General features: G+C 46.6%; 14 protein-coding genes. 5 read left to right on the forward strand and 9 right to left on the reverse strand.

All coding sequences use genetic code 11. The features are described 5' to 3' along the window. Positions 1–104: 104 nt before the first annotated feature. Complete coding sequence (locus tag ACV3PA_RS10855) at positions 105–1811, reverse strand: methyl-accepting chemotaxis protein (RefSeq protein WP_456124697.1); 1707 nt, start codon at positions 1809–1811, stop codon at positions 105–107. A gap of 160 nt (positions 1812–1971) precedes the next feature. Here ACV3PA_RS10855 and ACV3PA_RS10860 point away from each other — a divergent pair, with 160 nt between their 5' ends. After that, positions 1972–3024, forward strand: coding sequence for a C45 family autoproteolytic acyltransferase/hydrolase (locus ACV3PA_RS10860; RefSeq protein WP_456124698.1), 1053 nt, complete (start codon positions 1972–1974; stop codon positions 3022–3024). Positions 3025–3068: 44 nt separating this feature from the next. Here ACV3PA_RS10860 and ACV3PA_RS10865 read toward each other — a convergent pair whose 3' ends face one another. The 3 genes from ACV3PA_RS10865 to ACV3PA_RS10875 all read right to left on the reverse strand — a co-directional run bounded on the left by ACV3PA_RS10865 (position 3069) and on the right by ACV3PA_RS10875 (position 6310). Then, positions 3069–3818, reverse strand: a complete 750-nt coding sequence (locus ACV3PA_RS10865) for a VLRF1 family aeRF1-type release factor (RefSeq protein ID WP_456124699.1) — start codon at positions 3816–3818, stop codon at positions 3069–3071. Between the two features lie 15 nt (positions 3819–3833). After that, positions 3834–5003, reverse strand: a complete 1170-nt coding sequence (locus ACV3PA_RS10870; protein WP_456124700.1) for a hypothetical protein — start codon at positions 5001–5003, stop codon at positions 3834–3836. A 185-nt stretch (positions 5004–5188) separates the two neighbouring features. Continuing rightward, entirely contained in the window at positions 5189–6310 is a 1122-nt protein-coding gene (locus ACV3PA_RS10875; RefSeq protein ID WP_456124701.1) for a M20/M25/M40 family metallo-hydrolase, read from the reverse strand. A 384-nt stretch (positions 6311–6694) separates the two neighbouring features. On the opposite strand from ACV3PA_RS10875, the gene ACV3PA_RS10880 reads away from it, so the two are divergent. After that, a complete protein-coding gene (locus ACV3PA_RS10880) occupies positions 6695–7837 on the forward strand; it encodes an AI-2E family transporter (protein WP_456124702.1) in 1143 nt (380 codons plus the stop codon). On the opposite strand, the gene ACV3PA_RS10885 is transcribed toward ACV3PA_RS10880, so the two are convergent. Next, positions 7787–8353 carry a DedA family protein gene (locus ACV3PA_RS10885; RefSeq protein WP_456124703.1) on the reverse strand — a complete coding sequence of 189 codons (567 nt, stop codon included), beginning with the start codon at positions 8351–8353 and terminating at the stop codon, positions 7787–7789. The two genes, ACV3PA_RS10880 and ACV3PA_RS10885, sit on opposite strands and share 51 nt — an antisense overlap. 53 nt (positions 8354–8406) lie before the next feature. On the opposite strand from ACV3PA_RS10885, the gene cls reads away from it, so the two are divergent. Then, positions 8407–9846, forward strand: coding sequence for a cardiolipin synthase (gene cls, locus ACV3PA_RS10890; RefSeq protein ID WP_456124704.1), 1440 nt, complete (start codon positions 8407–8409; stop codon positions 9844–9846). 35 nt (positions 9847–9881) lie between these two features. Here the strand turns inward: cls and ACV3PA_RS10895 are convergent, their stop codons facing one another. The 4 genes from ACV3PA_RS10895 to ACV3PA_RS10910 all read right to left on the reverse strand — a co-directional run bounded on the left by ACV3PA_RS10895 (position 9882) and on the right by ACV3PA_RS10910 (position 12454). Further along, a complete protein-coding gene (locus ACV3PA_RS10895) occupies positions 9882–10352 on the reverse strand; it encodes a GNAT family N-acetyltransferase (RefSeq protein WP_456124705.1) in 471 nt (156 codons plus the stop codon). Further along, positions 10334–10915 (reverse strand): GNAT family N-acetyltransferase, encoded by a 582-nt coding sequence (locus ACV3PA_RS10900; RefSeq protein ID WP_456124706.1) that lies wholly within the window; start codon positions 10913–10915, stop codon positions 10334–10336. Before ACV3PA_RS10900 ends, ACV3PA_RS10895 begins: the two co-directional genes overlap by 19 nt. Before the next feature lie 34 nt (positions 10916–10949). Beyond that, entirely contained in the window at positions 10950–11438 is a 489-nt protein-coding gene (locus ACV3PA_RS10905) for a GNAT family N-acetyltransferase (protein ID WP_456124707.1), read from the reverse strand. Positions 11439–11548: 110 nt separating this feature from the next. Then, the gene (locus ACV3PA_RS10910) at positions 11549–12454 is read right to left on the reverse strand and encodes a methyl-accepting chemotaxis protein (protein WP_456124708.1); all 906 of its coding nucleotides are present in this window, start codon (positions 12452–12454) and stop codon (positions 11549–11551) included. A gap of 263 nt (positions 12455–12717) precedes the next feature. Between ACV3PA_RS10910 and ACV3PA_RS10915 the strand changes: the two genes are divergently transcribed. Beyond that, complete coding sequence (locus ACV3PA_RS10915; RefSeq protein WP_456124709.1) at positions 12718–13701, forward strand: ROK family protein; 984 nt, start codon at positions 12718–12720, stop codon at positions 13699–13701. After that, positions 13698–14861, forward strand: a complete 1164-nt coding sequence (locus tag ACV3PA_RS10920; RefSeq protein WP_456124710.1) for an MFS transporter — start codon at positions 13698–13700, stop codon at positions 14859–14861. Before ACV3PA_RS10915 ends, ACV3PA_RS10920 begins: the two co-directional genes overlap by 4 nt. The last annotated feature ends 2 nt before the right edge of the window (positions 14862–14863 follow it).

The raw sequence follows: 14863 nt of genomic DNA on the forward strand, positions 1-14863 counted from the left end.
AATAGATACGACATACGATCTTGACTTCCCTTTAATTTTTCCATAGTTTCCCATACTAAAAAAGACCTCGACGATTGAATCATCGAGGTCTTTTGCATATTCCTTTATACGGTAAATCGACCTGTCACTTGTTTCAAATCATCCGCCATCGTCGCAAGGGATTGTGACGCCGATGAGATTTCTTCCATCGATGCCATTTGCTCCTCAGTCGAAGCAGAAATATTTTGTGTGCCGGCAGCTGTTCCTTCCGTCACCGCTTGAATCGTTCGCATGACAGAAGCAATCTGTTCACTCGCTGCCGCCATTTCTTGGACAGCTCCAGATACTTCTTCGACGTGCCCTGTCACGTCGGTGATGGCTGTCTCGATATCGGCAAATGAAGCACCGGCTTGATCGACGACTGCAATCCCACTTGTCATCTCCGTTGATACTTTCTCCATTGAGACGACCGATGCTTCCGTCTCTTGCTGAATAATTCGAATCAATGTCTCAATCTGTTTCGCTGAGACAGCAGATTGTTCAGCCAGTGTCTTGACCTCAGCAGCGACGACAGCGAACCCGCGACCTTGTTCCCCAGCGCGCGCAGCTTCGATTGCCGCATTTAACGCTAGTAGATTCGTCTGTGCAGCAACACCTTTGATTGAATCTGTGATCTGCCCGATTTCTTGTGATCGATTTCCGAGGCCATCGATGACCTGGCTGAGACGGTTGAAATCTTCTTGAATTCGTCCCATTTGTGTACCGAGTGTTCCAACGACTTGACCACCGAGCGCGACCTTATCCATGGCGTCTGAAGTCCGCTCCGTCATCTGTTGTGCATTACCCGCAACATAGCGGACGGACGTCGTCAATTCTTCGATTGTCCGGGAAGCGTCTGAGACTTGATGAAGTTGTTGGCTCGCACCGCTTGCCATCTCTTCCATCGTTACAGCGACCATTTCCGTCGCTTTCGTCGTAGATTCCGCATTCACACTTAGTTCGTCCGACGCAACAGCGACACGTTCTGCCGTTCCTGTTAGTTCGAGAACAACCTGCTGTTGCGAGATAATCATGTCGTTAAATGACGTCGTCAATTGACCGAGTTCGTCTTTCGAATCATAGTCGCCTCGAACCGTCAAATCACCGTTACCAGACTGATCCATCCATTCTTGTAATTGACGAATCGGACGTGTAATCAACCGAATGATGTATAAAGCGAGTCCGACAAATAAGATGACTCCTACTAAGATGATTCCAAGCATTAAGTAAAAGGCTGTCTGTTTTTCTGCCTGATTTTGTGCATTTAGTTCCTTCGCTTGTTTTGTCATCGAGGCCATCAAGGATTTTGCTGAACTCGCAACATTATCCCGAACCTGTTCGAGATTTTCAGAATAGGATTTATACGCTTCCTCATTCTCATTTCTTGATGCGGCATCTTGAACGATACTCATCCCATTGTCGTAGGCAAGGACGTTATCCTTTAAGTCCTCTAATTGTTTTTCGGACTGTTTCGTGAATTGTCCTGTATCTGCCACTTTATTGACAGATGAGCGAATCTGCGCTTGGCGCGTATCGATTTCAGCTTGTAACTCACCAATACGTGTCGCATCTTTCGTCAAAATCATCTCGACTAAAAATGAGTCGAGCGCACGTGTATCAATTCGAATCTGGGCTACTTCTTGAATTGGTAACAGATTTTCCTGATACATCGCGCGTGAAGCATTCGACATCTGATTTAAAAAATAGAGTCCCGCTCCCGCGATTAATAGCATCGCAACGACGGCTGTTGCGATCAAAGCTTGTATCTTCCGTCTGACTGACATGTGTTTCATTCTATCCCCTCCCGTTTTTTTATCGGTTCAGGATTTAAATAGTTGACTAAATATTCAATATTCCTATATTTTGATGTGCTAACACAAAGACCTACGGTACGACTTTCCGCCTGTCGTTCGATATAATCATCGTACAGCAGTCAAAGAAAGGATGAGTCGTATGCAACGTGTAGCTAATGAGATCACCCAATTCCGCGGCAGTCATTACGATTTTGGTCGCGAACAAGGACGTTACGTCAAACGAAATCAGATGCTCAATAACCGGGAGGACAACTGGAAAATTCGTGTTCCGCGTTTTCAAGTCGATCCGGTCGAAACGAAGGAGATGTTTCTTCGGTATGCTCCGCATATTTGGGACGAGTTACTCGGACTCCAGGACGAACTCGAATTATCACTTCCGGATACGTTACTCCATTTCGGGCATTACCGGGTCGAAGGACCCAAAAGTGGTTGTTCGATTATGACCGGCGATAATTTCCTCGTCCGTAATTACGACTACCATCCGATGACGTACGATGGACGATTTTCTGTCTTTCAACCGAACGACGGTGGTTCGGCAATCATTGGTCCAGCATCGCGTGTGACGGGACGAATGGACGGGATGAACGAACATGGTCTTGCGATGGGCTATAATTTCATCAATCGTCGTCGCCCGGGAGACGGATTCGTTAGCTTCATGATTGGACGAATTATTTTAGAAATGTGTACATCAGTTGATGATGCGATCTCACTCGTAAAAGAAATTCCGCATCGCGGATCATTCACGTACGTCGTCCATGACAAATCGGCGCGTTCGTTCGTCATCGAAGCGACGGCACGCGACGTTCAAGTGAGAGAGTCGAATATGTGCACGAACCATTTCGACTTGCTTCAACATGAGAATCGCTACCATCTCGATGACTCAAAACGCCGGATGATGGAGCTGAAGACCCACCAACACATGATTCAAGACGCGGAATCAGCATTCCGCCTTCTCAACGATACCGATAAAGGAGTCTTTGCCGATCTGTATGCCCAGTGGGCAGGCACAATTCACACGTCGGCTTATTTCCCTGAGGAACTGAAAGTCTGGTTCTCACTCGGCGGTGATCAAGAACCGGTCACGTTCGACTTTGCCGACTGGCTCGCCGGCAATGACTTTGCAGCAAGCGAGATCACAGGTGAACTTGAGACAAACATCCAGTTCGCGAATACATTACAAACATGGCGTTAACAGACGAACTCCCCTAGTGAACGATTCACTAAGGGAGTTTTTGTTCAAAATACATGTTGCAGTAACTGTTGATTACTCGCCTGCGATAAGTTTTTATGAATCACTTGATCCGGTTTCGCCTTCAACGCTTGTTCCAAATAACTCGCCTGACTCCGCTCACCAATTAAAATCAGCCGTTCCCAGTCTTGAGTCTGTCGTAATGTATCGATTTCAGACGCTAAATCGCGATAGAAGCGCTCTGCTTGCTGATTGACGCGTGCTTGAAAATCGTCCGACTGACTACTGCTTGACGCACCTTGTCGTGCACTTCGTCCTTGATAACGACGCCACTGTCCAGTGTCCAAATCAAGCTCATAGTCCCGTCTCGTCTCGACTTCACCGACTCGAACATCAAGAATCGTCGCAGAGTCAAGATGCGTCAAAACAATACCTGTTCTCGGAAACTGATGATCGAGGACCTCCAATTGATTGACGTTCGCTTTTGGTCCGTAGCTGACTTCGTCGGTCACGTCGACTTGAAGCAGATGCAGTTCCTTCAATTGTCCATCACTCGTAAAAAAGGCAACGACACTCCGTAAGAGCTGCGTCCGATGTTCTTGAATCGCCTGTTCCACAGCATCAAAGCAGTTCTCAATCGCGGATTGATTTTCGTGTTCAGTCAGGATGCGTTTTCGTTCATTCCGTAAGACCGTTTGCCATTGATTCCGTTTGTCAGGTGCCGTACTCAAGTAAACCGACAAGACTGGCTCACCCGAATAATGTTTCAAACGACTGATATCTTCTTGAAACCCCATCTTTCATTCCTCCATTCAATAGATGAACGACGCTAATATACCGGTAATGAAGACGGATGTAATCGTCACCGTCGAAAAACCGGCAACGACCATCTTTGGTAAGATTTCATCTTCAATGATTTGGACCTCATCTTCCGTCTCCCCAATATTTTTAGCAGCTTCTTGACTCAGGATCAATGTACCTGGAAAGCCATATAAAGACGTCAAACCGATTGCAATCGCCATCGGATAGGAATACCCGAGCAACTTCCCGGCAAGCATCGCGAATAAGACGATGCCCAGAACGCCAAGGAAAAAGGCGATCAAAAGTGGTACAAGTAGTTCGACGAGGTCCGCAAATGAAGTCGTTGCAAGTGGTCCAAAGATGATCAATAAAATCGCAAGCATCATCAGACCGTAAGCATCGATTCCGTTCAAGACATTTGGTTTCAATACGCCAGTTGCCCGTAAAGCGATACCAAGTAATAAGGCAATGACGAACGTATTGAGCCATCCATTCGTCAATCCGCTTAGAAACGAGGAGACGATGACGACGACTCCGACGACGAACAACGTACCTGCCGTCGTTTGAAACGGCTCCGGAAGAATTGTTTGTTTCTTCGTCGATTCTTCCGGATGTAGATCAACTCGTTTCGTGATACTTCCATCCCGAACACCTTCGCGAATCCGAAGTGCTTCTTTTCGAAGAATGATCGACGTCAACGGAAAACCGATCAATCCTTGTAAGGCAGCAATCAAGACTGGAAAAACCGCGACAGAGATCAGTCCGGCATTCAGTGCTTGCTCTTGAACGATGATGACGGAAATCGTACCACCACTGACAGCGGCAATCGCACTCAATACATAATTGGTATCCAGGAGCAATTGACCAATCGTAAACAATAAGACACTAATCCCTATCACCGCTGATACCCCGATCAAGAACGTTTTCCACTGACGTTTAAATTCATCGAGGCTGATTAGTGTTCCGAGGTGGACGATGATCATCCCGACGACAGTTTGACCGAGTGGTAACAAGGAAGATGTCGGTAATAAATCTTCTGGAAAAAGATTCGTCTTGAATCCAATCAAGAAGATGATTGAAGCAACGAATAAAGATGATAATAAGGCCTTCGTTTTTTTTGAGATATAATCGCTGACTGTCCAAATCAGCATGATGATCGTAAAGGCGATGATCGGTTGCATGCGTGTTCCTCCTTTTCAGACGACCGGTTGATAGTAAACCCTAAATCGTGAACATCAGCGACGCTGAAAACGATAATGAAGGAACAACAATTGATTGGATGGAAGAAGGATATTTAGAACGTTTCATGATGACGATTCGCATTTTTTCGGTTCGCTGAAGTAGCTGTTTTCCATAGTAAACACCGTCATACTGGGAACGAGGGCATTTGCCGCACGAGCTTAAGAGCGAGGATGACGGCTTGTTCGAACTCATCAATCGGAATATATTCATTCACTGTATGAATTTCATCATATCCAATCGATAGATTCACGACGACTTTCCCTCGTTCATTGAAGACATTGGCATCTGTGCCTCCGCCACTTCGTTCAAAGCGAGCACGTCGTCCGATTGTTTCAAGACATGTTTTAGCATGGACGAGTAACGGATGTGTCTCTTCAAAGTGATATCCCGTGATGAGTGGTGTCGCATGAAATTCCAGTTTTGCTCCGTATGTCGAGACCGCTTCGTTTAACAACGTTTCAATCATTTTGACTTGCTCCAAGCACTTATAATGATCAAACGAGCGGACTTCTCCCACGAATTCTAACTGTTCCATGACGACGTTCATCGCCGTTCCCCCTTGTACGAGACCGATGTTCGCTGTCGTTTCGTGATCAATCCGTCCTAGCTTCATTCGACTGATCGCTTGAGCAGCAACTTCAATTGCTGATATCCCTTTTTCCGGTTCCAGACCAGCATGAGCAGCTTGTCCAGTCACTTTTACATCCAATCGATACATCGATGGACTCGTCGTGATGATCCCACCGACCGGACCACCGTTATCAAGGACATAACCATACGTTGCCCGTAACATTTCCATATCGACAGCTTTTGCGCCTAACAATCCCACTTCCTCGCCTGCAGTCAGAATGAATTCGAGGGGACCATGCGGGATTTGTTGCTCTTTTAGACGCTTGATCACTTCGAGCATGATCGCGATTCCTGCCTTATCATCCGCTCCAAGAATCGTCGTCTGATCAGATTCGATCCGACCGTCTCGTTCACGCGGTTGAATTCCTTGACCAGGAGAGACCGTATCCATATGCGATGAAAAAAAGAGTGGTTCGACCGATGCATCCCCTTCAAGCCGGGCAATGAAGTTATTCGCTCCAAGTCCCGTTTTTTCTTTTGATGCATCTTCCTCAATCGTTAGACCGAGAGCTTGAAAACGCTGAATCAACTCTTTCTGGAATGGACCTTCCGCAAAAGAGACGGAGTCGATGCGTACGAGTTCCTTGAATTCTTGAATGAGTCGAGCTGTTGACATCACGATTCCTCCTTTTTCTCTAAATTTACTTTGTCATAAAAATCAAGACGTATCAAAATAGATGTAGTGAACCCGTAAGATATCTGTGACGAGAAAATAGATACGGTCGATGAAGGGATATCGAATAATTGAAAGAGGACATAGGAAAGGAAAAGTGACGTTCAGGACTGACTATGTACGAATGAAAAATGAGGTAAAAGAACTTTTTGAGGTAGTAAGCTGACGATAAATCACATAACTGAACAGGATAACTTATGATTACCCATTTTATCGAAAAATTAACAAATATATGAGAAGAAGATTCGATAATTCATCCTTTTCAAATTATTTTAGTTATTTTGGGGAAAGGATATCATATCCACGAATCTTAGAGGAGGTACTGCCTTGTCCAGATTGATTTCCAATCGTTCCTTTCGTATTGGTCTGTTCATCTTGCTCATCCTCAGCATCATTTATATGGCGCGGCTCGTCGACTTTCTCTTTTTTCCGTTATTTGTCCTCTTCACGACGATTTTCACCCCTTTCATCCTAGCTGGTATTTTATTTTATCTATCTGTCGGCTTCGTCGATTTCCTCGAACGTCGTCTCCACTCCCGGAAATTGGCGATTTTCATCGTCTTAGTACTCCTGTTCAGTCTCGTCATCCTATTCTTCCTAACCTTATTCCCGCTCATCACGAAACAACTTTTCGCCTTCGTCGCTGCTGTACCTGGATTCGCTGAACGCTTGTATGCTCAAGTCTTATCCTTATACGCGAAATACGGAACATCCATTCCATCCCTTGACGACAATGTTTCTTCCTTTGAGAGTTCGATGAAAAGTGCGTCGTCACTTCTTGGGAATCTCTTCTCGTCGATTGCTGGATCCATCTTGTGGTTGATTCAGTTCATTACTTCAACAGTCTTCACGTTGTTCATCGCCCTGTTCTTATATGTCTTTATGCTCGTTGATGGGAAAAAGTTACCTTACGCCATCGTTCGCTTCATTCCGTCGAGTTATCGAGAGGAAGCCTTACTCATTTTAAAGGATATGAACGGAACGATTCGCTCATATGTCCGAGCTCAATTAATCGTCTGTACATTCGTCGGGAGTCTCGCAACAGTTGTTCTCTGGTGGCTTGATATTCCGTATTTTTTACCACTTGGACTATTCATCTTCGCGACGAACATCATCCCGTACCTCGGACCATTCCTTGGTGCCGCCCCAGCAGTCGTGATCGGTTTTTTGGATGAACCGATCAAAGGATTATATGCCATCATCGGTATTACGATCGTGCAACAACTCGATGCCAACGTCATCTCCCCACTCGTTCAAGGAAAGTCACTAAAAGTTCATCCGATTACGATCACGGTCGTCTTACTTGTCGCCGGACAACTCGCAGGGATTCTCGGTATGTTACTCGCCGTTCCGTTTTATGCCGTCGCGAAAGTCACGGTTCTCAACATCATGAAGCTGGCACAACTCCGAAAACAGGCCCTACGAACGGATGAACCAGTTCCGGATCGCGTCCCGGAAGACCCAACATAAGATGCCACATAAGACCACGATACCAGGAAGTAACAAGACACCGCCATGCGTTGCCCACCAGGCGGAAAAGCGATTCAACAGTCCATAGGCGCCTAAACGATTGATCAGAATCGTCCAGACTAACGCATAAATGCCTGTACCAGCGAACGTCACGATGATATAAGGGCGAAACGGATAAGCTAGTAATCCTGCCATGTAATGAATCGGGCGACGGACACCCGGAAGGAAAAACGAGGTCGCGATGGCAGCGGTCCCTTTCTCCTGAAGCACTGCTTCAGCTTTTGCGAGATGTTTATTCGTTAAGAGCTTTTGAAAGAAAGGGAGTTCTCGAAACAAACGAGGAATACCGTAGAAGAGATTAAAGCAAGCGAAACAGGCCGACCAGACTAACAGAAAGATCACGATCGGTTGGTGACCGTGTCGCAACCAACTACTTATTTGACGCATGACTAATAAATCATCTGAAATCGGGATGAACACGATACTCGAGATGAAACGGAACCACTCTAAGATCACCCTTTCTCCCTCCCGTCAAAATCATTCTTATTGAAAACGAGGTGTTCGTATTGATGGACTATACCCTGATTTTATCAATCTTGCTCTACGCGATCGTCATCGCAAATATTGCAGCAGCGATTGCCATCCTGTTCTTTGAGCGACGAGACGTCAGTGCGACGTGGGCATGGTTAATGATTCTCTTTTTCGTACCAGTCCTTGGTTTCTTGATCTACTTACTGCTCGGTCGATCCTTAAAACAGGATACGTTTTACCATGTGCCAAAAGAACGCCGACGATTACGGGACCATGACATCAAGATGCAAGACAATGAATCACTCCATCCTGACGATCCGATTTTTCCGTACCGTAAGATCATTCAAGCGAACCGGACAGCAGACGCTCTCTTAACGGAAGCGACGGACGTTCGAACCTTATTCGATGGTCATCAGAAATTTGATACCTTACTCGCTGATATCCAAAACGCTCGCGTAGAAATCAATATTCAATATTTCATCTTAAAACGCGATCCGCTTGGGGAGCGATTGCTGTCCGCCTTGTTCGATCAAGCAAAACAAGGCGTCAAGGTCCGCATTCTTTATGATGCTGTTGGCTCGTGGAAGCTCAAAGCAAAGGACTTTGAAGTATTCAAACAAGATGGCGGTGAGGTTCGTTCGTTCTTCTCTTCCCCACTCGGCATTCTAAACCTGCGAATCAACAATCGAAATCATCGAAAACTATGTACGATTGATCGCCAAATCGGCTATATCGGTGGTTTTAATGTTGGATCAGAATATCTTGGTGAGGATGAACACTTTGGCTATTGGCGTGATACGCATCTGCGTGTCCTCGGCCCCGTCGTCGAAGAACTCGAATATCATTTTGAACAAGACTGGGATGCGGCAAGCAGGGAGCGAACGGATTGGTCAACCACATCGATTCCACCGCTCGAAACATCTACCGATCGCGTTCCGATTCAAATCGTCACATCCGGTCCGAATTCTGAAACGGAATACTTGAAGAACATGCTAATTCAGATGATCCATTCCGCTGAAAAATCAATTTACATCCAGTCTCCCTACTTCATCCCAGATGCTAGCTTCATGGATGCTTGCAAGATTGCTCTCGCCTCAGGTGTGACACTCAAAATCATGATTCCGAATCAACCGGATCATCCGTTTGTCTACTGGGCAACCTATGCCTCTGTCGGTGAATTGATTCAACATGGTGCCGAAGTCTATACGTATGAACTCGGTTTTATGCATGCGAAGACAATCGTCGTCGACGGTAAGATCGCTTCGGTCGGAACGACGAACATCGACGCGCGTAGTTTTCGATTGAATTTCGAGATGAATGCGATTCTGTATCATCAAGCTGTAGCAGAGGAATTGGAACTACTCTTTTTATCCGATGTCGCTGATAGCGAACGACTGACGATTGAAAAATATGCTGCTCGTCCGCGGGTCATCCGTTTCAAAGAGAGTATCTCCCGATTATTATCCCCGATTTTATAAGAAAACCCGCCCTCCATCTGGGCGGGTTTTCACTATTAATCCGTCAACGACTTCGACATATAGTAATCTGTCTTCTCATACCCAAGCGAGTCATAGACATGAATCGCCCGTTCGTTGTGCGCGAAGACGTGTAAGGAAACTTTCTTGACGTTCATCCGTTTTAACATCACTTCAAGCAAGCGTAGCGCTTCCTTCCCGTAGCCTTGGTTCTGTTTATCGGACGAAATCTTGACGTCGAAGATGAAGGCGGCACGTCCGCGTGATTCCTCTGTCACATGAATCCAAACCATCCCGATATCATGCCCTGCCTCGTCGCGAAACGTAAACAAATAATGATCCTTCGTTTTCAAACCATCTGGTAATAACGTCGAGAAATCTGCTGACGCCCTCTCAAGCGCCTCGTTTTCTGCCCACGTACCCGCACGACATTTTTCTGCCGCATATTCCTCGATTGCGACCGGTAGATAAGCATCATACGTCGCTTGATTCATTTGCTCGATACGCATGTCGTCACCTCCTGCGTTTTCGATGACCAGTCCCGACGTAACATCGCATAGACGGCAACGTCATGATAGACACCGTACAATTTCTCAGTGTCCCTTAAGACACCCTCTTCCGTAAAACCAAGTCGTTCCGGAATGCGTCTACTCCGGACGTTACCTGTTGCACACTCGATGACGACCCGGTTCAAGTCAAGTGTTTCGAAGCAATAGTTCGTCACGTATCGGACGACGTCAGTCATGATGCCCTTTCCAAGACCCTTCCCCGCTAAATAATAGCCGATCGATGTCATTTCGAGACTTCGATTGATCTCGTGTAAAGAAAGCGTTCCGACGAGTTCATTTTCTAAATAGATGCCGCACGTAAACCCGTTACCATTTGCGAATTGTTCTAGCCAGGCAGGAATGACTGATTCCCGATATGTAGTCGCATCTGTCGCACCGTCAACCCAGCCGAGCCACTCACGCAGATGCTCGCGATTGGCATCGACGAGTGCGAATAATACCTCTGCATGATGCCGTTCGATCAATCGCAGTGAAACTTTCTCTGAAACGTGTAAAGCGAACATGACATCTCCCCTTTCTAGTATCTGTTGTTTGACGTCACGTCGTCGTTTCCCTGCTTGACGTCACTTTCCATTCCATTCGTCTTGAGCGGACATCCATCCCGAGCGCTTCATAAAAAGCGATCGCCTCTTGATTAGCATCATCGACGCCGAGTTCAATCCGGTCGCACCCGATTGTTTCAGCATGTACGTAAGCCGCTTGCATCAATCGTTTCCCGACGCCTTGTTTTTGATGTGTATCTGAAACGACTAAACTGATGACGCGTAAGTAATGTTTATCAAAGACGAAGCCACTTCCTTCGATGATGTCTTCTTTTAAGACGATCACACCTGCAAGTCCGTCGTGTTCGGCGACGAGCAAGGCATAAGCCGGGTTCTCGAGCTGCGACAGAAATAACTCTTCCGGCACCGGCATCTCGTGCGGACGGTAGTGGTCAGGGCGTAAGGCAACGTGTTGATCGTGGATTTGTTGGAATAGCGGAATTAGTGCCTGAAAATCATCAGGACGGGCAGTGCGGATTTTCATATGAAATTCGCTCCCTTTTCATTTTGTAGTATATTAACATATTATTCCAACGTTTTGGCGTCTTTACAAAAATAAAAAGACATTCTGTTTTTCAGAATGTCGATAAGCTATCATATCACTCGTGTAAAATCACGTGCCGTCTCGGTCAATGTCGATGCCGCACTCTGGACGTCATGAAATCGCTCGACAGTCTCTGCAACAACCGTGACGCTCTCTTGTGCATTATTAGTTGCCTGTGTCATCGCACGAGCAATCCGTTGCAGTTCATCGTTCATCCGTTGTGTCGTTTGTCGGACATCGACGACTGCTTGTTCGACTAGTTTCGAAAGATTCCGGACTTCCGTCGCAACGACGTTGAATCCTTTTCCATGTTCACCTGCTCGCGCTGCCTCAATCGATGCATTGAGCGACAAGAGATTCGTCTGTGACGCGATCGTTTTGATTGTCTCGGTCACTTGCGCGATATCTTGCGCCTGGCGTTGCAGGCGTTCGATCGTCTGATGATTGTCGCGCGTCGTCTCCGCCATCTTCTCAATCGTTTGACGTAATGCAACACTCTCCCGCTCACCTTTCGTCGAACGCAAATTCAAATCACTAGCAATCATATCAAACGATGACGCAAACTGTTGAATCGTCTGCTGACGGTCAGTAATATCGGATGCAATCTTCAAGACCCCCGTTACTTCTGTCCCATCATAAATTGGCATGTAGGTTGCCTCAAGCCAGATCGACTGACCATGAGCATCGATTCGTTCAATTTTATCCGCTGCACTGAAGCCACTGAACAATTTATGCCAAAATGCTTGATAGTCGTCACTCATCGCAAACTCCGTCGTACAGAACAGATGATGTTGCATTCCAATCATTTCTTCTCGTTTATATTTCATTGTTTTCGCAAACAATCCGTTAACATCGACAACACGACGCTGACGGTCAAAGCGAATCATTGCGACGTTATCACGTAAAGAAGTCAAAATATCATTGGATCCAAGGTCGATCGACATCGGTGTAGTCATAAGTAAAATCTCCTTTTGTCATCTAACTTTTACTACAGGCTATCCAAGATATTACATGTCGGAATAGTATGATTTAAAGATATATGACTAAAATTTTTCATTTCTATTTATATAGCCGCACAGTACAAGAATGAAACGTTATTCTCTAAAATATTCTTTTCATACACTTCTTTTTAAAACTTGTTTTTTTTCTTCGTCCTGATATACTCAAATCGATACTTATTAATTTTTTTTAATAAGATGCTCAGTTAGGAGGATTTACTTTGTCTGAACTTATTTCACGGACGCGTCATGCTTTTCTAACGGAGCATCTCGACACGATTCCTGCCATTCGCCAAGTATTAGATGTCAGTTTTCCGACATCAAGTAAGCAGATCGATCAATTGCTCGTTGCTCAGGAAATCGAAGAAACGCCGCTTGAGTTGATTCGTGGTGGACGTCCAGCAAAACGGTACCGGTATCGGACGGATCGCTTTCATGGACTCGCCTTATTCATCGAGCGAACGTATCTGTACTATCGTATTCATGATGTCGGTGGCAATCTGATTGCAACGGATCGATTAACGTTCGATTCGTCGGATCACGTATCCATTTTATTGAGAACGCTGACAACGCTATTATGTGATCATCCACAGATCCAAACTCTTACGATTGGTGTCGCGGGTGCCGTCGATGCCACGGGATTAATTCTGTTTGCTCCTGATTATCCGACGCTTGACGGTCGTCCCTTACAGCAAGAGCTGACTGAACGGTTTGCTCGACCTGTTGTCGTCGAGAATGACATGAACGCGGCTGTCATCGCTCCAGCTAAGGCAAACGAAACGACCGTCTACATCTACCTTGGTACGAACGGTCCAGGAGCAGGTATCGCCGTATCCGGGCGCGTCGCCCGTGGCGCACATAACTTCGCGGGAGAAATCTCATTCATCCCGTTTGACGAAAATCGAAATGTCGGTCAAGTTCTCGCAAACACTTCACCACATACTGACGAATGGTACGAAGCATTAAGCCGGATTGTCCTGTCGTTTAGCGTCACTTTAAATCCGGACGCCATCCTGTTCGCAGCGTCTGACGTCACCGATGACGTTTTAGTACGGTTGACGGACCAATGTGCCAAGCGATTTCCGCTCGACAAATTGCCACAGTTGCGCCAAAGCGACTGGGAAACCGATTATCTGGATGGTCTGATGCAACTCGGCATTCAGTCGTTCATTGAACAGATTCCGTTAGGAGGACTATCCAAATGACTCGTTTATTGTTACCTCTGATTTATCTGGCTTTCATCAGTCTCGGACTGCCGGATGCTCTACTCGGCACGGCGTGGCCCGTGATGCGGCTCGATCTCGACGCACCACTTGAAATGGCAGGCTGGCTCTTCATGACGATCGCTGCTGGAACAATCGTTTCTAGTCTATTTAGCGGTCGATTGATTGAGCGTTATTCGACAGGACCCATCACGGCAGCTTCCGCTGGACTGACAGCACTTGCATTGCTCGGCTTTTTCGTTGCCCCGTCCTTGGTTTGGCTCTTCGTCCTTGCAATCCCACTTGGACTTGGTGCCGGCGTCGTTGACGCGGCACTGAATCATTTTGTCGCTACACACTATCAAGCCCATCATATGAACTGGCTCCATTGCTTCTGGGGCATTGGCGCGACGGCTGGTCCGCTCATCATGGCTGGTGTATTGCTCGATTCTGGATGGCGTACTGGGTACCTCATCGTTGGTGCGCTACAACTTGTCTTGATGATCATCTTGATCGTCAGTTTACCACTCTGGAAACGCGCTCCGAAACAAGCTCTAGAACAAGTTCAGACTACACATACATCGTCCGGCAAACCACGCGGACTGATAGCTGCCCTCGCTGCATTTTGCTTTTATTGCGGCGTCGAAGCAGTTGTCGGTCTGTGGGGAAGTAGTTATCTCGTCCAAGTCCGATCGTTTTCGGTGACGTCGGCTGCAACTTGGATTTCCGTCTATTACGGTAGTATCACGGCAGGTCGCTTCATTAGTGGTTTTCTCTCTCTCCGTTGGTCGAATCGTCGCTTAATTCGCGTCGGTCAATGGACCGCCTTAGTTGGTGCTGTCTGCTTCATCCTCGCACCCGCTGCTTGGATGCCACTCGGCTTCGTCCTTGTCGGACTCGGTCTTGCACCGATTTATCCAGCAATGCTCCATGAGACACCGGTTCGGTTCGGGGAAGCTGCTGCGCAACGTCTGATGGGCGTGCAGATGGCATTCGCCTATACCGGCAGTACGTTCATGCCACCACTGTTCGGTTGGCTTGCGACGATATATTCACTATCGTTGTTCCATTGGTTCGCAATTGGATTGATTTTCTTGATGCTGATCGCAACAGAAGGCTTAAACCGGATGTTATTCAAACAACGGTTAGCTAAAGCCTCTTAATG

Source organism: Exiguobacterium sp. EA-TM-5 (assembly GCF_053878415.1).